Source organism: Polynucleobacter hirudinilacicola, from assembly GCF_002192535.1.
Taxonomy (GTDB): Bacteria; Pseudomonadota; Gammaproteobacteria; order Burkholderiales; family Burkholderiaceae; genus Polynucleobacter; species Polynucleobacter hirudinilacicola.
In genome coordinates, this window is record NZ_NAIA01000003.1 from 983,941 (window position 1) to 1,006,004 (window position 22,064).

Sequence of the window (22,064 nt, forward strand, 5' to 3'; positions counted from 1 at the left end):
CCTACAGTCATATCACTGCTAGGCGAGACTCTAGCGATAACGCGTGAGATGAATCAGTAGCTAGAGCTATTAACTCTTGCTACGTGTATTGATTATTGGGGCTGCACAAGCTTGCTTTGAATATTTCTGGGGTTTTTGTTGTTCGCGAGTTGTCTTTATGCCCGATGTGTCATTGCGCCACCTTGGGCATAAAAGAGCGTTTCTTTGATCGCACCCATCAAGGGTTCGCAAGCCACCACTTTTGGGGTGCCCTTGACGGAAGGAATCCGCAGGTAAAATGAGTATGCATACCTACCTTTATTAAATTTACTAAAAATCTTATAAGCTATTGTTATTTATAGTATTTAATTAATAATTACTATTACAAAAATAAGTCATTAATGTCTTATTTTTGTATACAATAGCAGCATTAATACAGAAAGGAGGCCAAGATGGCTAGAGCAACAACTAAAGACCGTATTTTGGCCAGCCTACGTAATTCCAAAGGCAAGGTCTTCTTGCGTGATGACTTCAACCGGTTTGGTACCTACCGTCAGGTCTGCCGTGTGGTCAAAGAGCTATCAAACGAAGGCAAGCTAATACGCCTTGGTTACGGCACCTATGTAAAAGCACACCCCTCTTCCATCTCCGGCAAACCAGTAGCAGATGAAAGCCTGATTAATATTGGTCTTGAGGTGATGAAAAAGTTATCTATCAAAGCTGATGTAGGCAAAGAGATGCGCGCCCTTATCGAGGGTGATAGCACTCAGGTGCCAATGCCCCCCATCGTCAACATTGGTAATTCTCGGGTCTGCCGCAAATTATCTGTTGGTAACCGTTGCCTAGTCTATGAAAAAAATTAAAGATATTCAAAGACTCCAAGTCTTGGATGTAATTAATGAGTTTGAGCTTGGTATATCCGAATTTGCACTAGAAAAAGACTTCATGGTTACAGATGCTCTAGCATCGCTTGCCAGCATCAATAATCTAGACTTTGAATTGGTCTTCTGTGGTGGCACCTGCCTCTCTAAGGCCTATGGTCTATTGGAAAGAGTTTCCGAAGATGTGGATATCAAAGCCATCCCAAAATCTTCAGAAGCATTGACCAAGAGCAAAATCCGGTCAAGCATGAGCAAGCTCAAAGATGACCTTGAAGCGGCAATGAACTCGGCTGGCTTTAAATCAGAGTTCATATCAAGAGATGCTAAGGGCGACAACAACTTCATAGAGTTCGATATCCAGTACTTATCTCACTTTCAGGTAAGCCCTGGTATGCGAGCTAATTTAAAGCTGGAAGTAAGTTACAGCCCTCTACAGCTACCAAAGCAAGATAAAACAATTACCCTGCTATTTGACTCATTGGCCACTATGAATACAGGCCCCAAGTTCTCAATTCCATGCGTAGATTTGAGAGAGGCGCTAGCTGAGAAACTCGTTACCTTCCCAAGACGCCTAGCCCTATCGTTAGCCAAAGCAGGTGATAAGGTAGATAAGGCCTTAGTTCGTCATCTGTATGATGTTTATCAGATCATCGTAAAGAACCCCAGCCTCCTAGAGAATGATCTGGAACTGCTGACTAATCTGGTAGCTCAGGTCATTGAAAAGGATGGACTGGACTTTGCCAAGCAGCATGAAGTGTTTGTCATAGATCCAATGAGTGAAATCAAGAAGGCAATACAGTACGCCACAGCTGATCCGCAAACTAAGCAGACCTATGATGAATTCATCAGGGTGATGGTCTATGGCAAGAATGCACCTTCTTTTGAATATGCATTCTCACAGTTTTCCAAAACCTTGAATCTAGCTCTACCGAACCTTTCTCAATAGAAGACTAGATTCCCATATTGCCCTGATGCTGACTATTCAATCTATTAACTCTACAGAGCATGCTACCGATGCTTCTGGAGTAGCCGTTCTCGCCAAAATAGATGAAGATTTATTGCTCACAGGCTATGCAGTAGATCTTTATCGATAATTTCAAGCGGTCTGCTTGAAAAGTCGACATTATTTTTTGAAGTAAACCGCCACCTTCTCAAAGTCATTAACCTCAAGCGAGCCACCCAATTGATTGAGCTTTAAATAAGCCACTAAATAGTTGTATTTAGTTTGCGCTAAATCACGACGGGTGTTGAACAAGCCCTTTTCAGCAAGCAAAATATCGACGTTAATCCGCTCACCAGCCTGTACGCTCTTACGCATCGCTTTTACCAGCTGGGTAGCTGATTCTTGAGCGGATGTTAAGGCTGCCACTTTTTGTTTACCAGATACGACAAAATCATATTGCTTACGCAATTCGGTGATGACTTTATCGCGGGTCACATCGTAATCTGCTTTGGCTTTTTCATAATTGGCTAAAGCTTGTGAGCTACGAGCATTGATCTCGCCACCACTGTAAATCGGCAGATTGACTTGGACGCCAACATAGGCCTGATTGGTGGTGTTATTAATACTGGTGACGGTATTGGATTGCTGTGTAGTCATTGCACCAATCAAGTTCAATGTAGGGTAGTGACCACCATGATTTTTACGGTACTCTTGCTTGGCAATTTCCATATTATTTTCAGCAGCTTTCAGCTCAGCATTGCTGGCAAGAGCCTTTTCTTTCCAGTCCTCAAACTTGGTAGCAGGAAGATTGAGATACCGAAAGCCTGCCGATAACTTATTTACATCATTAACATTGGTGATGTTTGTACCAGTAATACTATCGAGCTTGCGTTTAGCATTTTCAATGGCATCTTTGGCATCAATCACCTTGGCCTCAGCTACTTGATATGAGGCCTCAGCTTCCAAGATATCCGTCATCGAAACTTCGCCACCCTTGTTGAGTTTCTTGGCAACATTCCACTGTTCTAAAAAGGCATCACGTTCTGCAGTCTGAAACTGCAACTGATCTACAGCAAATAAGAGATCGGTATAGGCTTGCGCTACCCGAATAAGCATATCCTGCGTGTTATAAATAAATTTAGACTGACTAAAATCTGCCTGGGCAATACCCTGACGCCAACGCGCAAAGGCTTCTAGACTGAAGATGGGTTGGGTAAGCTGAACGTAGGAATAATTACTCGGATAGTTCCAGTTAGTAGAAGTTTGGGGGCCGCCGGTATATTGAGCACCCCACTGAGTCGCTTTATTAGCATTCTGGTTATAAGCTGCGCCAATTTTAGGCAAAATAGCTGCTCGTCCAATCCCATTATTTTCCAAGCCGGCTTCATAATCTTTGCTTGCTGAACGATAAACAGGATCGTTTTTTAGGGCCAGCTCATAGGATTGCATTAAGTCTAAGGCCATCGCAGGCTGAACCATAGCGCAACAACCTAGGACCAAGAGTGATTTGCGCATCTTGAATGTATTAAATTTCACGGTAATTATTCCTCTCGTAATGCAGAATGGGTACGATCAAAGATTGGCTTAAGCATATAAGTCATCATCGATTGTTCGCCTGTCTTCACAAATAACTCAACTGGCATACCAGGGCGAACCTTATAGTCTTTGAGCATCTTGGCACCTTTTGCCGTTGTGACTGCTTGAATTTTATAATACGGCTGGCCAGTTTTTTCATCAACAATGCGATCGGCACCAACAGAAATCAAGGTTCCGGGAATATGCGGTGTGCGATTGGCATTAAAAGCAGTAAACATCATCTCTACAGGGAGGTCAACGTGGACCTTATCCACCAAATGCACTGGTAGCTGACCCTCAACAATGAGCGCCTCATTCGATGGAATGACTTCCATAATCTTCTGGCCAGGGCTCACTACCCCACCCTTGGTAAAGACTGTCATATTGACAACTTGACCATTAACTGGGGATTTGAGTTCGGTGTTCGCCAGATCCATCTCAAATGGGGTGAGCTTTTCTTTTTGTTCACTAATTTGACGTTTTAGTCGAACCAAATTGCCTTCATCTTCGAGTATGGAGCCCTTTAATTGCAGTTGCTGACGCTCTAGGTCAAATACCTTGTTACGCGCCATATAGCCTTCAGCGACCAATTCCCGTAAACCGATTAATTGCTTTTCAAGTAAAGCCGATTGCTGCTTTTTTTGAACAATCGATTGCTCCAAACCTTTGGACTGTGCATCTAAACCACCAATCACCTCTTGAGTAGAATTCTTTTGCGCCAATGCATTCGTGGGGTTTAATTTAATAAGCACTTCGCCAGCTTTAACCTGCTGGCCCTCTTTGACATAGATGTCTTCCACAATGCCTGCAAAGGCCGGCTGAATAGCTTGGCGATTACTATCCGTAATCACAAAGCCTGAAGCGGAAACGCCTTTCTCCAAAGGTGCAAAAATGGCCCATAGCAAAAGAATTCCCATGCCCCAAATTAATACCTGCCATCCGAGCCATGAGAAATAACGCTCATCTTTATCACCAGTGCGGATGTCATGCCACTCTGCATAGCCATCAGCCAATTTCATGACGGCATTTTTGGTGACATCAGTTGCCTGAGCAACGACTAAGGCAGCGCCAGTTTTAGGGGCGTTACCTGCTCCATCATTGGATAAAACAACTTCGGTTGCCTCAGTTGCATCTGAACCAGCGCCATGACGCGCTGATTTGTTTTCGTCTTTATCTTGATCTGAATTTGGATCATTTGGGTTTAGTGATCGATCATTCATCACGCTTCTCCCGTATTACTCAATTTTCCAGGGCCACCATCCCCCTGAATACTAGGCTTAGGCTCAGCCGCTTTGGTTAAGGCTTGCATCACTTCTACACTTGGGCCAAAGAGTTTGGCCATGCCGTCTTGTAGTACTAGCAACTTTGTTGTTCCTTGCAAGATCGGAATGCGGTGCGTAATGACTACTACTGTTGCCTTGCGTGCCTTGAGCCCTTGAATCGCTGCCACTAAAGCCTGTTCACCTTGCTCATCTAAGTTGGAATTAGGCTCATCCAAGACGATGATGGCTGGCTTTCCAAATAGAGCGCGCGCTAAGGCGATGCGTTGCTTTTGCCCACCGGAGATACCGTAACCACCATCCCCAATGCGGGTGTCATACCCCTCTGGCATACGCAATACCAAATCATGAATGCCTGCTGCTTGCGCAGCCTCTACAACATCCTCGGATTTGAAATCGGTAAAGCGTGCAATATTTTCTGAAACGGTTCCGGGGAAGATTTCAATATCTTGCGGTACATAACCAATTGCAGGTCCTAGTTCGTCCTTATTCCAACGATAGGCATCAGCACCATCAATCCGGGCTGGATTGGGTGAGGAAGGCCAGATACCCAAAATGACACGGGCTAAAGTCGATTTACCCGCTGCGCTAGGCCCGATCACACCCAATACATCACCTGGGGCAATAGCAAAACTCACATTTTTTAGCACTGGCTTAGAAATACCTGGAGGGGCAGCAAAGACGCCTTCAAAGGAGATAAATCCTTTGGGCCTTGGCAAGCTCATACCCAATACACGGGCTGGGTTATCAATAAAGAGTTTTTTAAGACGCTCATAGCTACTTACCGTACCGCGCCATTGACGCCATGAACCAATCACCGTCTCCACTGGACTAGTCGCTTTACCCAGCAAAATCGTGGCAGCAATCATCATGCCTGGTGAGATTTCATTTTGTAGCACTAAAAATGCGGCAATACCCAATGCAAAAGACTGCATTAAGGTTCGTGCAAACTTGGTGATAGCGCCTAGGCTGGCAGCACGTTTGCTGGCGATTGACTGAAAATCCAAAAATTGAGAGTGCAAGGCAAACCAACGACTCCGAATCGCTGGCAACATCCCCATGGATTCCAGAACTTCAGATTCACGTAAATTATTGGTGACTACCATGGAAGACTGTACGGACTTAGTGCTCGCTTCCGCCAAAGGCTCATGGGTAATACGCTCATTGATCACGGCCAGTACGATCAATATCAGTACGCAAACTGTGGAGTACACCCCAAGCCAGAAGTTAAAGAGAAAAATGACAATCAGGTAGAACGGAAACCAGGGAGCATCGAAGAATGCATATAAAGATGGCCCAGTAACAAACTGACGAATCGTCGTTAAATCATTGAGTGCCTGCCCTGCATTGACACCTTTAGTCTTCAGATTTTGCTCAAAGGCGGCATTGAATGCACGGTCATTGAGTTCAGCATCAATTTTCTTGCTGACTTCAATCACGGTTTGGCTGCGAATCATATCCAAAGCTGCATAAATAATGAACAGCACCAAGATAATCAAAGACAGCATTAATAAGGTGAATGCATTGCGACTGGTTAATACGCGGTCATATACCTGCAACATATACAGAGACGGGACCAACAGCAGCATATTCATGCAGGCAGTGAAAAAGCCTACGGACTTAAAAATCTTCTTAAATTTATAAAGCGTCGACAGTATTTCGTCGTCTGCCGGTGGCGGATTGAGGATTTTTTTCATAAATCAAAAGTGCTGGCATTTACCAGCACTGCAATCATTTCTAATAATCGTTAACACCCTGAATTATCTAGATTTTTTAACATTTGGCAAGGTAGATGCCTGCCAATTGGGATAGGACTTAGGGTTTTATCTATAAATACAACATCCATAAATCCCAATCCAGGAAATCCAAGAAAAAAGCCCAATCCACTAGGTGAATTAGGCTTTTTGCCTTCGAAACAGCAAAGCTAAGAAGTCAGGATTTCTAAAGGCTCAAGTGTTAGCCACCTGAGCCTTTAGCTTCATCGACTTAGACTAATGGCACATCCACTGGCAATGGGTCTTGAGAGATACCAACCAAAGCTACATGATTTGGCTCTCCAACAGCAAAACTGACGTCTTGGGCTACATGCTGAGCACCATCATTTGTGGTGAACAATGCATTACCAAAGCTATTGACATCGCCGTTAGCCATGGTTTGGAGATTGCCATCNGAAAAACNCCAAGTTCAAACTCTGAATCTGAGCCGCAGCCAATGATTGGAACTCACCGTCTTGCTGAGCGCCATCACTATTTACATCGACCCAAACACCGAAGTTAGCAAATGCATCATCCTGAATATCCAAGATACCATCTTGATTGCCATCGAACAACTTAGCAATGGCTTGTAAGTCAGTCTCGCCATCTTGAGTTGAGAACGCAATCTGTAAGCTACCGTCCTCACGCATCAATGCCAAGAGACCATCTTCAGGACCAGTCCAAGCAGTTCCTTCGGCTACGCCGTCTTGGCCGTAATCAAAGCGAACACCCGCATCAAGCGATAAGTAGCTGATGATGCCGTCATGGTTCATGTCAAGGGATACTGGGGCAACGCGTCCAACTACGCCACCAGTGGTGGATGTTGTTGACAGACTTGTCAGAGTAACGCCTGACAAGTCGATTAATTGCCCTCCAGCACCCGCACCTGTTTGTGTATAGACGAATGTATGCGCGACAGCAGTGCCATTAGTTGTTATGGATGCGTTAAAGAACACGGTTGATCCAGCTGCGCCGATACTATTAGCGTTTAGGTATTGAGTTGCTGCTGCTACGTCAGACCATGAACCCAAACTAACCGCGGCAGAAAAAGTATTCGCATCATCAAATGTAACTCTGCCATTGGCATTGATAGCGTGCGAACGTGCTGCAATACCAGTGTTCAACTGCAACGTGCTATCAGTGCCATTAGTTGCTGCAGTAGCTGTGGCTAGAGCTGCAGTACCAACTACATCAAGAATATCGTACGTTGAGGATGAATTAAAGTCAGTAATTACATCATATCCACTAATAGTTCCGCCGGTGGTAGTACCCCCAAAAGATAATGTTGTGGCGCCGCTCGCAAATACGAATGTATCGGTACCCGCACCACCAGTCATCGTATCTGCACCAGCACCACCAGTGATCGTATCTGCACCATCACCACCAGTCATCGTATCTGCACCAGAGCCACCAGTGATTGTGTCAGCAGCAGAACCACCAGTAATTACAAATTGGCCATCTGCTTCGTTTGCACCATTCCAAGTCATTGCGGAAGCTAAGGCACTACCATCAACGGTCAGTGTTGCTCCACTAGCAACTAGTCCGTTTACGGTGGTCACGGACGTAGCAGCATTACCTAGAACAATACGCTCCACATTCGTTACGGCATTAAGGTCATTAGTAGCACCGCCAGCATCTGTGAAGTTCAAGGTGTCACTGTCAGCACCGCCATTAATCGTATCCGCGCTTGTCAAACTTGTACCAAGGTTGAAGATATCAGCACCTGCGCCGCCGTTTAAGGTGTCATTACCAGAACCGCTAGTGATTGTATCTGCACCAGAGCCACCAGTGATTGTGTCAGCAGCAGAACCACCAGTAATTACAAATTGGCCATCTGTTTCGGCTGCACCATTCCAAGTCATTGCGGAAGTTAAGGCACTGCCATCAACGGTCAGTGTTGCTCCACTAGCAACTAGTCCGTTTACGGTGGTCACGGACGTAGCAGCATTACCTAGAACAATACGCTCCACATTCGTTACGGCATTAAGGTCATTAGTAGCACCGCCAGCATCTGTGAAGTTCAAGGTGTCACTGTCAGCACCGCCATTAATCGTATCCGCGCTTGTCAAACTTGTACCAAGGTTGAAGATATCAGCACCTGCGCCGCCGTTTAAGGTGTCATTACCAGCATTGGAAGTGATAGTGTCATCGCCATCGCCACCATTAATGGTGTCATTAGCAATCGTGCTATCTACTGCAGTTTGAGTAGTTTCTACAACAGGACTTTGCTGAGTTTGTTTTCCTGCTACGCTTGAAATGTTTGGGGCAGTCTGTCCTGTAGCGCTAGAAGTTATTACACCGGGATCGAACGTTGAGGAGATTTCAAACAAGTCAGTACCGGCAGTGTATGTCGCTGTCACGCCTGGAATAGCATTTAACTGATCTACCAAACCAGGGGCAACAGCATCAAATCGAGCATTACTATTAGCAGCCGCTGATGTTGAAGAAGTATAAGTTTGGCCATTAAAAACAATGCTTATCGTTCCCGATCCGTTACCAAAGCTATTAGGGGTACCATAGTCAATGGTTGTGACCCAAGCAGTATTTGTAGCATTCGTGACAGAAGCGGCAATAGTGAATGCATTTGCCGCACCAGCATTACTGGTTAAAGTAACTGCATCGCTAGCTAAATTACCTGCCCAAGTTACACCTTGAGCAGACAAACTATTAGCCAACGTCACACCATTAACAGACACAGCCTTTAATGCGTCATAGACGCTTTCAGCCGTGCGCCCATTGGCGAGAACAGTATGGCTGTAGTCAACAGTGCCAACGGTAACCGTGACGACGTCTCCTGCATCGTAACCATTGGCGTTAAAGGTCAATGTTGAAATCTGACCTATAGCAGCGGCTTCAGCAGCTGTATTGTCGGTAATAGTGTCATTACCGACACCACCATCGATAGTGTCTGCACCAGCACCGCCATTAATGGTGTCATTGCCATTGCCACCGAAGATGTTATCAACACCAGTTCCACCATTAATAGTGTCATCGCCATCAAAACCATAGAGTGCTGATGTTCCATTTCCAGTGTTGCTAATAGTATCGGCGCCTGAAGTTCCCAGAGCTACATAGATACCCGTATCCACTGTGAATTCACCATCCGTTACGCTCAGCTTGCCCTGTTTGAGGCTATCTTGTTGATCGGCAGTAAATGTTGAAGCTGCTTTCTCATTAATTACGGTGAGCACATTATCAAACGGTGCCGCATATGTCATTGTGCTATCGGTGTCACTTGCAGTAAATGTGATTGACTCTCCATTAACAACTGCACTCGTAGTGATGACAGGTGTGAGATTAGGATCACCAGGTATGGTTACCTTCAATTCAGCCTTATCAGACCCTTCAGCATTTGTTACGGTATAAGTAAAGATGTCATCGGCCGTCTTGCCATGAGCAATCAATGCAGCTTTAGTTGGGTCCACTGTGTATGAATATGTTCCATCTGCCTTGATAACCAAACTGCCATACAAACCCACCAGCGCAGTGTTAAGAGTACCGGTAGCACCAGAACCGTCTTCAGCGCCTGTACGAATTGCTGAAACTGTTAAAGAACCACCAAGCGGATCTTGATCATTTGTCAATACAGTACCAGTTGCTACTACATAGGCAGTAGTAACCAGTGTGCTATTTAGGAAGGTTGGTAGTTCGGCTTCGTTCTGTACAACAACACCATCCAAGGTTGAATTGTTAAAACCATCCCATGCCACTGGACTCAAGTTAACCTGAGTTGCCCCAGTACCAACTCCGAATGCGTAAGAAGTTATCTTATTAGTATTTAAGAATGATTTCCATGCAGCTTCTTCAGTTGCATCAAGGCCAAGGCCTGTTGACTGTGCACCAGTCGGACTAGGGTTAGTTAGCAACGATACAGTGCCATTAACGCTACCTAATGTAGGATCACCATCAGAAATAAAGTAAGAGACATTTCTTACATCAGACCCCACTAACTTCCCAGTGCTTGTTGCAAATGCACTTGTTGCAACAGCTATGGCAGCATCATAATTGGTGTACTGACCAGTATCACTAGGGCCTGCAGTTAGAGCATTAATAAATGTTCTAGCAGCTGCAACAGTTAACCATGTATCACCAAGTTGTAGAGCATCACCGGTGTCAGTGCTATCCACTTTTCCACTAAATTTAACTAAACGCACCATTGCGTTTGTATTGGCATCATATGTATCTAGCAAATCATTGAGTGCAAGCTTAGTGGCCTCCATCCGTGAAATTGTCTGACCTGCATATGTAACATTGGTAGTCATACTTCCTGAAACATCAATAACCAACATCATATTTACAGAAGGCTCGGTTGCTGTCAGTCCTACGGTACTCTATGCTGTCATCTACTGCGACTGGGTTGTCGTTAACCGCATTTACAGTAATCGTTTCAGTAGCTGTATCTGTGCCACCTTCACCATCGCTGATCTCATAGTCAAAGCTTACTTCACCATTAAAGTTCGCATTTGGCGTAAAGGTAATCACGCCAGCAGCGCTAATGTTCACCTTGCCATCAGTTACGGCAATCTCTTGCGCATTACCTGTCAAGGTAGTGCCATTAATACTGGTGACACTTAAGGTATCACGGTCTAGATCGGTATCTAAATCTAGTGGCGTTAAGGTAACAGTCTGGTCTTCATCGACAGTGTATGTGTCATCTACTGCGACTGGGGCTGAATTAGCAACCTTATCGATAATAGTACCCGTAGCGCTTGGGCCTGATACATCATGGTCATCATCAGATGAACAATTTTCGCCATCTTCTTCATGATCGTCACCCTCGTGATCATCGCCGTCTTTAGATTCAGCTGAGTAGCTGTACTCGCTATCTTCATGATCATCTTCTTCGTGATCATCGCCATCAATCAATTGAACGCCATTTGTTACGGCAGACGTCAAAGTAACGGTAACAGTTTGATCACCCTCCACCTTAGAATCTTCGTTTGTTGTGATTTCAATATATCCGGATGTTTCGCCCTTAGGAATAATGATTTCGTAAGTTGGCGCATCATAATCTGCATCTGCAACAGTAGCAGTGCCACCTAGAACATACTTAATAACTGTATCTTGAGAAGATTCCTTGCTTAACTCAACTGTGTAAACAAGCTTACCGCCCTCTTGCACATCTGCTGCATTTTTGATCGTAACAACTGGCTTATCGCCATTGTCCAAAACCTTACCAATTGCAACTAAACCATTGCCTTTGCCAGAATGATCATTGTCTGAATACTTGTCATCACCTTTGCCTTGGTCTGGATCTTTTTGGAGCCCAGTTAAACTTAATCTCCCAATAGTCGCAGAATTAATGGTTGCTACAACTTTTTGCGTGCCATTGAAGACCTCATTAGGTTCGGATTTAAACGTGAAGGTAGCGCTGGTATCACCCGCCGCAATGGTCAACTGGTTTGGTTCACCATTTAAGGTGTAATTAACAACAGTAGCTTCCGATGCAGCGCGATCCAATTTGACCGTATAAGTGAGCGTGCCACCTTCTTCAACTGACTTGCTTACATCTAAAGAAATCTTTGGAGGCGCATCGTTATCCTGAATGGTAGTCGCAAAGCCGGACTTTTCCGAATTAATTCCAACGCCTTTATTTGCTGCCAGCTCTACATTGAATGTATCGGCACCATCAAAGAGGTTATCGTCTTTTAACTTAATACTAACTTCGCTTGAGGTCTTCCCTTTAGGGATAACAACATAGTAAAGGCCGGTGGGGGCGCCGTTACCGTCTTTCTCCGCAATAACATTGGATGGCAACTTATAACCCTCTTCGCTGCCGCTAAGCTTGAAATAAACCTTGGTATCTGTTGAAGACGCTTTAGCAATATTGATATTAAAGGAGAGTACACCACCCTCTTTAACGGTCTGCGCGCCGCCAGAAATCGAAGCAACTGGAGATGCTACTGGAGTAACAACTTTAGAAGAAGATTTATTGTTTGAGCTCATGGTTTATTTCCTGTCTTAGTTTTTTTGCTAATTACTGTATTTGATTTATGGGTTTCGGTATTGCTGAATTAATTACTACGAATGTCTTGTTTAATAATCTTTGCTGCTATTCCGAGCTTGCCGTCCTTGTTTGTTAGACGGACCACTTCGCCGGTACAACGAATTTCTAATTTGCCGCCTGGGGTATCTAGTTCAATGGTGAATTCGATTGCGGAACCGAGTTCCTGATCATCATCAAGCTCAAAATAAACACCCGTAGCACTAATATCTTGGGTTAACCCCTTTTTGCCGTTGAGAACAACCGGCATTTGCGAGCGCACTCTGGGCGCTCTGTCACGCTGGACTTTGGATAGACCTGTCACACTTTTTTTCATAGTCAAAGAATAGGTTTCTTTGATATAGATCAAATGAGAGGCACCTACTTATCAATTAGTAGCTGGGGTGCTAATTTTGTGGGGGTAATTTTGGTAGTAGCGCAGTACGCCAACTAGTACTTATCAACTACTTTATACAATATCCAAAGTGATTGATAATTTCTCTATATAAATCAATAACTTGTAAATATATAGCAAAGAAAAAAGCTCTCAATCTTGAAGGTGATTTTTAGGCTTTTTAAGAACTTCCTTAGGACTTATTCTCTACAGGTGGCATATTTTTATGAAAATGCCAGCTGTTTTTCCCCTGCTTTTTAGCTTCATACATGGCCTCATCGGCATGCTCTACCATCTCTGCTGGGCTGGAGTTGTCAAATGGGTACAAAGTGACACCAATACTCGCTCCAATGGTGACCTTGTCGTGTGGCAATCTAATGGGCTTTTGCAAGGCGGTCAGAACCCGTCTTAAGAGGTAATGGGATTCTTGTTGGGTTTGGATCCCACCCAGTAGCAGTACAAACTCATCTCCGCCTAGGCGCATCACCGCATCATCACCACGGATGGTGGCGCGCAAACGTTGAGCCACTTCAATCAGCACCTCATCACCCGCCGTGTGTCCTAGACGATCATTTACCAGCTTAAAGCCATCTAAATCCAAGAAGCAAACAGCCAAAAGGCCGCCCTGCTGATGGCAACTGCTAATTGCCTGCTCCAAGAGCGGAATTAAGGCACTGCGGTTAGGTAATTTCGTTAACTCATCGATATAGGCGGCATTAGCCAAAAGGTCATTCGATTCAATGAGGGCATTCTCACCAGCCTCAATGACCCTAAAGAACCTTCTCATAATGACAATGATGATAGAAATGAGCGCCAAGAAGACAAGTGCCACACTCAAAGTAATATTGCGTTGAAGCGTATTGAGGATTTGATCCTCGGTTTGCGTCGACATCTCTATACGGAGCCAACCGAGTACTACTCCCGCCCTCACTTTGTACCAAAGCGTAACTACACCACCATCTTGGGTTTTGACTAAATCAGAGCTGGTATTAAGCGGTGGATTAATAAAGGTCTGATCAAAAACTAAGTTTGATTCCCCAGGATTTGTCTTAGATTTTGCTAAGTTCAAAATGACATTACCTTTGCTATCGGTAATGGCTACAGCGAGCATATTTTCATTGGCCAGGGTATCGACTAACCTTGACTCCAGCTCCGTATAGTCGCGAGTCACAATCGGATCACTGACTGCTACGGCAATACCTTTAATCAAGGCATGCTCACGGCGATCTTGTGTCACCCGCAAAAGATTATTAATACTGTAATAGGTCCATACGCTAGTCAGGATCATCAAGATCAATACCAATCCAGCGATGGAATAAATAACTTTAGGAAGTGCTATTTGGCTAGCACTGCGGCGGCGTTCAATTCGCATCGTGCACCACAAATTTATCCAAACCCAAATTCTCCAAAGCTTGATAGTCTTGCTTATAGCTTACAGCAACAGGATCAGGCATTTGTATTCCCTCTAACAGCGCTACGGATGAAGGATCAAGTTTCAATTTCATAAAACCATCTATCACGGCTGTATTTAAAGCATGAGGTACGCGCGGATGAACCGCAAAAGGATGAGGTCTAAAACTAGGGCTGACATACAAAATACGTAAATGTTCGCGCACCTCTAATCTCTCGCGTAAATACGTTGCATTGACCCCACCACCTGCAGCAGCCTGACCTAAGATCACTGCGCGATAGACATTTCCATGAGAACGTACATAGATTGGATTAATGGGAGTGTGCGCCTTAGCAAAAACTGACCTTAACAGCAGAGAGGAACCAAAGGCATTGGGCGATGGGAAGGCAACTTTTTGATTCTTCAGTTCTGCAATGCTAGCGATAGGACTATCCGCTCTCACCACAATAATGCCGTCGAGCATTTGCTTGCCATCGGCCAGTAAAGGATCATATCCCTGCGTACGATGGGCCATGACCAAATGATATGGATTCATAAATGCAAAATCTGCTTTACCACTGAGCACCGCTTTTTCAAAGGCATGAATACTGGCTGGAATTTGCAAATCAAAACACGTTTTGGCACTTTTTCCTACGCGCTCTAATACAGGGGCCCAAGCAGCATATAACTGCGTCGGCGCTAATTGCGGAACAATATAGACGCTACGAACCACTACCGCAGAGGGATCACCGATACAGTTTGCTACTGCTGAGTTAACCGCAATAGGACCAAAAAAAAGTATGGTGAGAAAAGCTCTTTTTAGAAAATGGAATGAAGGCGAGTAATGCAAATCAATCAATCGTATAGTGAAGCAGGAATGGGGCCAAGAAACAAAAGTAATAGATGCTACTTACTTCAGAGATTTGAGTAATTCAGCTTCATTGAGTTTGGCATCTGAATAATCGGGGCGAATACGCAAGGCTTTCTTAAAATAATCGAGCGCTTCTTTAGGGCGATTAAGGTCTCTTAAGGCAACGCCCATATTATTTAATGCTTCAGCATAATCTGGCTTAAGAGCAACCGCCTCTTCAAAATTAGCTAGTGCCGCCTTGGCATCTTTCAAGATACGTTGGACTACACCACAGTTATTGTGCGCTGCTGAGTTATCTGGATCTAGTTTGAGCGATGCCTGCATTAAGCCTAAGGCTAATGCAAAGTTTTGATTTTCTGCGGCAATAATGCCCATCAGATGATATGCGGGCGCATTTTTCGGATCAGCTCTCACAACGAGCTCACAAGTTAGATACGCATCTCTTAGTTGACCTTTGCGACGTAACTCAATCGCACGATTAAAGGTCGCTACTACATTTAGACGCTTAACAATCGGCGGCGCGTCTTTAGTACCCGCCGCAACGGATGGTTTTGTAGGGCTCGCCTTTGATGCTAACTTTTTAGCGACTGTCTTTTTTACAGCAGCCTTCTTAGCCGGGGTAGCACTCCGATTGCTCTCAACTTTTTTCGATGCAGTTTTAACTTTGGACTTTTCACTTGAAGTCGTCACCTTTTTTGGGCTTGCAGACTTCTTGTCTTGATCGCTCTTTTTGTCAGCTGTTTTCTTAGCTACCGCTGTCTTTTTACTAGCCACTGTTTTTGTTACTGTTTTCTTTTCAATAGTTTTTTTTGCTGGTGCTTTTTTAGTTGGCATTTTTTTTATTCAAGATGAGAAAGACTATTAAGACTAATTTTATCGATTACTTTTCACATTAGAGGACAAAAGAGGTGTCGGCTAAAGAAGCACCGCCAATCAAATTTACAGCAACGGCAAAGTCTACATTGACATTAGCATCCATATTTGCTTGCACTTGACCTGATAGAGCGTCAAACCTCAACTCGCCAGCTACACCAGAGAACTGATTGCCGCCAATGAACTTAAATACATCATTCGCAGTGGTTGCTGTATTCGCATCAAGCACTGATAGATCTAGCTTATCTCCAGCAGCAAAATCGAGGATCCGATCAAGCGCCAATAAACCAGAGTCTGCAGCTGAAAAATATTTGAAAATATCTGTGCCGGCACCGCCAGTAAGCTGATTAACACTTGCGTTAGCAACAATAGAGTCATTACCAGAGCCGCCAATGGCATTTTCTACTGCGCAATTTAAGGCAATAGATACGTTATTTGTTCCGCCATCTACTGAGGAGAAAGTGCCAGCAATTAAGCTAATATTTTGCGCAGCTGAATATCCAGAACAATCTAAGGTATCTACTCCGCCGCCATCCCAAATACAAAATTGGGGGATGACTGCTGTAGTCATACTGAAGGAGGTTTGTGCATCACTGGTGGCATTAAAGCCGTAGGTAGTATTTGTGGCCCGAGTAGCAGTGTTAGCGCCATACATTTGCTGGATTTCATAGATATCCAACAGCATCGGCGTATAGGCTGTTGCAAACCCACCAGGAGTTCCCCCAGTATAGGAACCACCGAAGTAGCTCATTACTGAATACATTTCCGTATCTTGAACAAATTGCGCGCTGTTGGCGTAAGTAATACTGACACCTACCCCTGCGTTGTAATCACCCGGATGTGCCAAACCTAAGGCATGACCTGCTTCGTGCATGATTGCAAAAAATGGATAAGTGCCAGGCGTTACGCCGCTCGTACTAACACCCCCAGCAAGATTTAACCAAAGATCGCCAGCAGAACTGGATGCTGCAGTAGATCCTGGGTAGTAGGCAAAAGCTCCTGCACCATCATTGGCGGAGTAGTTTGAAATCGCCATCGTGCCATTATTTGAGTATTCAGTAATGCCGTTGATAGTGGTGTCAACAACTTGCGTAAACGTCACTTGCGCAACATCTGACCACAATTTAAGGATAGCTTTGACAGCAGTAATTTCTTCGCTAGACAAAGGTGAAAAATTGGTTGGTGGTGCGTAAGTGGTAGGCGCAGAAGATCTAAAACTATAAGTCACATTGACTGCACTGGCAGATGTTAAAGAGCCCCAGGACGTATAAGAATCTAGTGCCCCTGCTGCCATTTCAATATCAAAGGATGCTTTTGTGCCAGCAGTGACAGAAACGCCGTACTGGCCAGTGCTGCCATTATTAAAGGCTCCAGCATCAATAAAATAGGTCCCAGACGCAGTAGGCTTATAGGTCAATAATGCGCTCGATCCAGGGCCACCATCATCATTACTGGCAACCCTCTTGCCAGATGCATTAACAATAGCAAGAAAAGGATCCTTCAGGCTACTAACCCCGGTACCAATTTCAGCAAATGTATAGGTTTGACCTGCCACCAGTGAAACTTTGTAAAAGTCGTGATCCCCTTTTGCAGAAATCTCTCCCCTAGCAGTTTGTCCAACGGCTAGGGTATATGTAGTTTTAATAGTTGCCAGCGCATCTACTTTTTCAGCAAGATTTGGGCCGATTGAAATGGCTGGAAACAATGTCGTTGCATAAGGGCTTGTTGCAGTTGAAATCACTGCATTGACATTTGGATTGGTGCGCGCAAAGAAACTTGTTTGCAAACTGTTCAACAAAGGATCAAAGAGCGTTTGATTATTCATCCCATGAGCGCCATTGAAATAATTTGAACGGCCTTCGTGCTCAGAAAATAATTCAAATGCACTCGAATTTGATTTTTTTTGAGAATGTTGTCATAAACCTCTGCCTTTAAAATTGACCCGCCCACTTAAACCATCAAAAATGATTATTTCTTTTGGATACATAATATAGTGATCTAGAAGCACTACTTCATTATTCTTGACGTTTTTTGAGGCATCTTTTACCAACTTCAGCGTGAATATCCCCAAGCAAGGATATAACTTTAGTTATATAAATGGTTAATCAATAATCTTTCGAGAAAATAGAATATAAAGTCTACAAATGGCGATTAAACAATTCAACGCGGGCTGGTCTAAAAAAGAGGATCGCATTACCCTAAGCCTCAATACCAGCGAAGGGGAGCTTTTCCGCTTTTGGATTACCCGCTTTATTGCCAAGCATCTTTTGCAAGGTTCGCAATCCATGATTCAGGCGAACTTGGAAACGAAACACAACGCCCGAGCCTCGCAAGTCATTCAAGAATTTCAAAAGGACGCTGTTAAACAGCAATTAAATCTTCAAGAGTCTTTTGAAGGTGGTGACAAGACTCCACTCGGCGATAAGCCCGTTCTGGTCATCGGTTTAAACCTCCAATCCAATAATGAATCGGTAACCATTGGTCTGCAATTAGATATTGGTAAAACAGCCACCTTTGAACTACCACTGGGGCAATTACAACCACTCATTGTTTTACTGGAGAAACTTGCTACTGATGCGGATTGGCAACTCCATGCCGAGAGTACTGGCGCACTGACTGGTTTACATGAAACCCTTGAGCAAGATAAATCTAGAAAACTCCATTAACTCAGGTGAATATGAGCTTCTTTAGAAAAGAACGTTTCCTCAATAATCGCTTCATTAGAACGCTGGGTGGCCTGGTCATTGCGCTCTTCTTTGTAGCGCAGGCAGGCAATTGGATTAACGTTTCCTTAATTGAACATGCTGATGGCCTGCTGTATGACGCTCGCCTAAAGCTGACTGCGCCTGGTGGCGTGGATTCTCGCATTGTCATTGTCGACATTGATGAAAAGAGTCTGCGCGAGCGCGAGCAAGGCGGTGAAGGACGCTGGCCATGGCCGCGTGATCGCCTAGCCCTTTTAAATGATCGCTTACTCAACCAGTATCAGGTAGCGCTAGTTGGCTATGACGTGATCTTTTCAGAAAAGGATCTCTCTTCTGGTATCCAGTCGCTTGAAAATATTGCCAATAGAAATCTCAAAGGCAACTCTGTATTAGCTTCAGAATTATCCAAACTCAAACCGGAGCTTGATTTTGATGGCCGCTTTGCAGCCAGCATGAAAGATCAGCCCGTTGTTTTGGGTTTTACCTTTTTGCCAGCAATTGAGACCAGTCAGAAAGGTTCTCTGCCAATACCTGCACTCACTACAAAAGAACTCCCCTTATCAGCGGTGGATCCTTTAGTACGTAGTGGCTACACCGGTAATTTGGCACGTCTGCAATCAAGCTCCGCGGATGGCGGTCACATCAATCCACTGGTCGACAGTGATGGCGTTATCCGCCGCGTACCCATGCTCATACGTCATGAGAATGGTTATTACGCCTCTCTTGCACTCGCTTCAGCTCGTACACTCTTGGGCGGTTTGCCCCTCGGTTTAATTCTGAATCCAGGAACTTCTGTCGACCAATTTGGCTCTGTTGCCGCTCTAGATGTTGGTGGCGCTGCGTTGCCAATAAACACGGAGTTAGTGAGCTACATTCCCTATCGCGGTGGCTATCAGAGCTTTGACTATATATCCGCATCTGATGTCATCAATCAAAAGATTGATCCCAAAGCGCTAGAAGAAAAAATCGTGCTCATTGGTACAACTGCTCCAGGCTTGCTGGATCTGCGCACCACTCCTTTTAGCAATACTTACCCTGGTGTAGAAATTCATGCGAACCTTATTGCCGGAATTCTGGATGGCACGATTAAGCAATCCCCTGTTTGGGTACAGACAGTCAATTTTTTAGCGATTGCAGTTTTAGGCATTTTCTTTGCACTGTTATTGCCGTGGCTAAAACCACTCTCGGGTTTAGTGGCTTCGACCATTGGGGCTGCTGTCATTCTAGGATCCAATTTCTGGCTCTATCAAGGGGGCATCGTCTTTCCACTAGCAGGTTTAATGGCGGTAGCCACCCTCCTCTACCTATTTAACGTGGCCTACGGCTATTTTGTTGAGTCGCGTGGCAAACGTCTGATGAATGGTCTTTTTGGTCAATACGTCCCTCCCGAACTCGTTGATGAGATGGCCAAGAATCCTGCCAACTTCAGTATGGAAGGTGAAAGTCGCGAGTTGACTATTTTGTTTAGCGATGTCCGTGGCTTTACGACGATTTCTGAAAGCTTAGATGCTAAGACTCTCTCTGAGTTTATTAATGCCTTCTTAACCCCCTTCACCAAAGTGATTTATCACAATCAAGGCACCATTGATAAATACATGGGCGATTGCATTATGGCGTTTTGGGGTGCGCCAATTAAGGACGAAGATCATGCGCGTCATGGTCTCATCTCTGCCTTTGAAATGCTCACCGCCATGGATTTACTCAATGAAGAATTTATTAAAAAGGGTTGGCCTCCTATTAAGGTGGGTATTGGTCTCAATAGCGGTCGCGTCAGCGTCGGCAACATGGGCTCCGAAATTCGTTTGGCATACACCGTCATGGGTGATGCAGTGAATTTAGCCTCTCGCCTGGAAGGCATTACTAAAGAGTATGGCGCAGCCATCATTATTGGTGATGAGACCTACAAAAAACTACCAGATTTGATCGCACGGGAAGTTGATAAAGTACGTGTGAAAGGTAAAGATATCGCCGTCAAGATCTTTGAGCCACTGGGCTTTGAAGGCACGGTCTCTGAAGAAAAGATGGCGGCCCTCCAATTGTTTGAAAAAGCCTTACAAGCCTACCGTAATCAAGAATGGAACGACGCACAAACCCAGTTTGAGTTCCTGCTAGAAAATTACCGCAGCACTGGAGAGGTGCTCTATGAGCTCTACCTAGAGAGAATTGGGCTTTTGCGAGATAATCCACCAGGTGATGATTGGGACGGTAGCTTTACCTTCACCAAAAAATAATTGGATTAAATAATGACTTGTAGCTTGCAGGTTCTGGGATGTAGTGGCGGCATTGCTGCTGGACTCAGAACCACTTCTTTTCTGCTAAATGAGAACACCTTAATTGATGCTGGCACTGGCGTTGGCGATCTCACACTAGATCAATTACGCAAGATTGATCATATTTTTCTGACACATAGTCATTTGGATCATATTTGTAGCGTTGGTTTTTTGGCAGATTCTGTTGGTGGCTCACGCAAGAGCCCGATTAAAGTCTATGGGATTGATGCCACCCTAAGTGCACTCAAAAACCATATTCTGAATAACATCGTCTGGCCTGATTTCACGGTCATTCCGAGCATTGAGCATCCTTTTTTGCAACTCATGCCAATCGACCTTGGCCAAACAATGGAGATGGGCACCTACAGGATCACTACCCTCCCGGTAAACCATAGCATTCCTGCTATTGGCTACGCGATTGAATCTGATTCTGGCGTTTTGGTCTTTAGTGGTGATACAGGCCCCCATCCCGACTTCTGGCAAGCAGTGAATGCCTACCCTAACTTGAAGCACTTATTAATAGAGTCTTCTTTTACAGCCTCAGAGCAGGCCTTAGCCGATCTCTCTGGTCATTACAGTAGCCTTGGCATTGCGAAAGATTTAGAGAATTTATCTAATCAGACAACCCAAGTTTGGATCTCGCATTTAAAACCAGATGGCGGCAATCACATCATCCAAGAAATTTTGGCTGCCTCCAAACATCTACCCCAGAAAATTCGTTCTCTAGAAGCAAACTTGGTCTTATCGTTTTAATTTCAAGAGTCTATTAAGTCAGCATAGGCGATGCACTTCCAGGTATCGCTGGATTTTTTCCACACACTCAAGCGTGGTGAATAGCTGGAAGATAATTGCTTGCCATCACGGTATTCGATGGCACAGATCCAAAAGCTGACAATTAGATTATCCCCTGCTTGCGTCACTTTAAAATCCTTAAAGCCTACCTCACCTAGATTCATCTCTTTCATGAGAGTCATGGCACTTGCCCGATCGTAAGACCCTGTAGAGCTTACAAACTGACAGGCGGGATCGAGCATATCCTCTAGGGCTTGCCAATTTTTTTCCTGAATATGGCGCACAGAGAGGCGCTCTAAAGCTTCTGCCTGAGCTTGGATGTCAATTGCATTCATCTACATTTCCAATCTAATTTCTTCTGTTTTACTGTGTTT

Annotated in this window: 18 protein-coding genes; 6 read left to right on the forward strand and 12 right to left on the reverse strand. The window is 44.6% G+C overall.

Features of this window, described 5'->3' with window-relative positions; all coding sequences use genetic code 11:
- Window positions 1-431 precede the first annotated feature (431 nt).
- The 3 genes from B6A14_RS09095 to B6A14_RS10490 are packed head-to-tail and all read left to right on the forward strand — an operon-like array spanning window position 432 to window position 1,954.
- Window positions 432-842, forward strand: coding sequence for a DUF6088 family protein (locus B6A14_RS09095; RefSeq protein ID WP_087910137.1), 411 nt, complete (start codon window positions 432-434; stop codon window positions 840-842).
- Window positions 829-1,806 (forward strand): nucleotidyl transferase AbiEii/AbiGii toxin family protein, encoded by a 978-nt coding sequence (locus B6A14_RS09100; RefSeq protein WP_087910138.1) that lies wholly within the window; start codon window positions 829-831, stop codon window positions 1,804-1,806. The genes B6A14_RS09095 and B6A14_RS09100 overlap by 14 nt, the downstream gene beginning before the upstream one ends.
- A gap of 25 nt (window positions 1,807-1,831) precedes the next feature.
- Window positions 1,832-1,954: a hypothetical protein gene (locus tag B6A14_RS10490; protein WP_269088048.1), complete on the forward strand. Its 123-nt coding sequence runs from the start codon at window positions 1,832-1,834 to the stop codon at window positions 1,952-1,954.
- A gap of 29 nt (window positions 1,955-1,983) precedes the next feature.
- Here the strand turns inward: B6A14_RS10490 and B6A14_RS09105 are convergent, their stop codons facing one another.
- The 11 genes from B6A14_RS09105 to B6A14_RS09150 form a co-directional block, all read right to left on the reverse strand.
- Window positions 1,984-3,339 carry a TolC family outer membrane protein gene (locus B6A14_RS09105; RefSeq protein ID WP_129560421.1) on the reverse strand — a complete coding sequence of 452 codons (1,356 nt, stop codon included), beginning with the start codon at window positions 3,337-3,339 and terminating at the stop codon, window positions 1,984-1,986.
- Between the two features lie 5 nt (window positions 3,340-3,344).
- Window positions 3,345-4,598: an HlyD family efflux transporter periplasmic adaptor subunit gene (locus B6A14_RS09110; protein ID WP_236635705.1), complete on the reverse strand. Its 1,254-nt coding sequence runs from the start codon at window positions 4,596-4,598 to the stop codon at window positions 3,345-3,347.
- A complete protein-coding gene (locus B6A14_RS09115) occupies window positions 4,598-6,355 on the reverse strand; it encodes a type I secretion system permease/ATPase (protein WP_087910140.1) in 1,758 nt (585 codons plus the stop codon). The genes B6A14_RS09110 and B6A14_RS09115 overlap by 1 nt, the downstream gene beginning before the upstream one ends.
- A gap of 289 nt (window positions 6,356-6,644) precedes the next feature.
- Window positions 6,645-6,809, reverse strand: a complete 165-nt coding sequence (locus B6A14_RS10280) for a hypothetical protein (protein ID WP_161491125.1) — start codon at window positions 6,807-6,809, stop codon at window positions 6,645-6,647.
- The gene (locus B6A14_RS09120; RefSeq protein WP_087910141.1) at window positions 6,802-10,704 is read right to left on the reverse strand and encodes a beta strand repeat-containing protein; all 3,903 of its coding nucleotides are present in this window, start codon (window positions 10,702-10,704) and stop codon (window positions 6,802-6,804) included. The genes B6A14_RS10280 and B6A14_RS09120 overlap by 8 nt, the downstream gene beginning before the upstream one ends.
- A complete protein-coding gene (locus B6A14_RS09125) occupies window positions 10,688-12,358 on the reverse strand; it encodes an Ig-like domain-containing protein (protein WP_087910142.1) in 1,671 nt (556 codons plus the stop codon). Before B6A14_RS09125 ends, B6A14_RS09120 begins: the two co-directional genes overlap by 17 nt.
- Window positions 12,359-12,426: 68 nt before the next feature.
- Window positions 12,427-12,732 carry a PilZ domain-containing protein gene (locus B6A14_RS09130; RefSeq protein ID WP_087910143.1) on the reverse strand — a complete coding sequence of 102 codons (306 nt, stop codon included), beginning with the start codon at window positions 12,730-12,732 and terminating at the stop codon, window positions 12,427-12,429.
- 250 nt (window positions 12,733-12,982) lie between these two features.
- On the reverse strand, window positions 12,983-14,161 hold the full coding sequence (locus B6A14_RS09135; protein WP_087910144.1) for a GGDEF domain-containing protein: 1,179 nt from the start codon (window positions 14,159-14,161) through the stop codon (window positions 12,983-12,985).
- Window positions 14,151-15,038 (reverse strand): phosphate/phosphite/phosphonate ABC transporter substrate-binding protein, encoded by an 888-nt coding sequence (locus B6A14_RS09140; RefSeq protein WP_161491126.1) that lies wholly within the window; start codon window positions 15,036-15,038, stop codon window positions 14,151-14,153. The genes B6A14_RS09135 and B6A14_RS09140 overlap by 11 nt, the downstream gene beginning before the upstream one ends.
- Before the next feature lie 51 nt (window positions 15,039-15,089).
- Entirely contained in the window at window positions 15,090-15,884 is a 795-nt protein-coding gene (locus B6A14_RS09145; protein ID WP_087910146.1) for a tetratricopeptide repeat protein, read from the reverse strand.
- A 58-nt stretch (window positions 15,885-15,942) separates the two neighbouring features.
- The gene (locus B6A14_RS09150) at window positions 15,943-17,748 is read right to left on the reverse strand and encodes a M10 family metallopeptidase C-terminal domain-containing protein (RefSeq protein ID WP_087910147.1); all 1,806 of its coding nucleotides are present in this window, start codon (window positions 17,746-17,748) and stop codon (window positions 15,943-15,945) included.
- 319 nt (window positions 17,749-18,067) lie between these two features.
- Here B6A14_RS09150 and B6A14_RS09155 point away from each other — a divergent pair, with 319 nt between their 5' ends.
- Genes B6A14_RS09155 through B6A14_RS09165 form a run of 3 tightly spaced genes read left to right on the forward strand, consistent with a single transcriptional unit; the run spans window position 18,068 to window position 21,651 of the window.
- The gene (locus B6A14_RS09155; protein WP_087910148.1) at window positions 18,068-18,589 is read left to right on the forward strand and encodes a hypothetical protein; all 522 of its coding nucleotides are present in this window, start codon (window positions 18,068-18,070) and stop codon (window positions 18,587-18,589) included.
- 11 nt (window positions 18,590-18,600) lie between these two features.
- Window positions 18,601-20,859 carry a CHASE2 domain-containing protein gene (locus B6A14_RS09160; RefSeq protein WP_087910149.1) on the forward strand — a complete coding sequence of 753 codons (2,259 nt, stop codon included), beginning with the start codon at window positions 18,601-18,603 and terminating at the stop codon, window positions 20,857-20,859.
- A 12-nt stretch (window positions 20,860-20,871) separates the two neighbouring features.
- A complete protein-coding gene (locus tag B6A14_RS09165; protein WP_087910150.1) occupies window positions 20,872-21,651 on the forward strand; it encodes a 3',5'-cyclic-nucleotide phosphodiesterase in 780 nt (259 codons plus the stop codon).
- 2 nt (window positions 21,652-21,653) lie between these two features.
- Here B6A14_RS09165 and B6A14_RS09170 read toward each other — a convergent pair whose 3' ends face one another.
- Window positions 21,654-22,025 (reverse strand): nuclear transport factor 2 family protein, encoded by a 372-nt coding sequence (locus B6A14_RS09170; protein WP_087910151.1) that lies wholly within the window; start codon window positions 22,023-22,025, stop codon window positions 21,654-21,656.
- Between the last annotated feature and the right edge of the window lie 39 nt (window positions 22,026-22,064).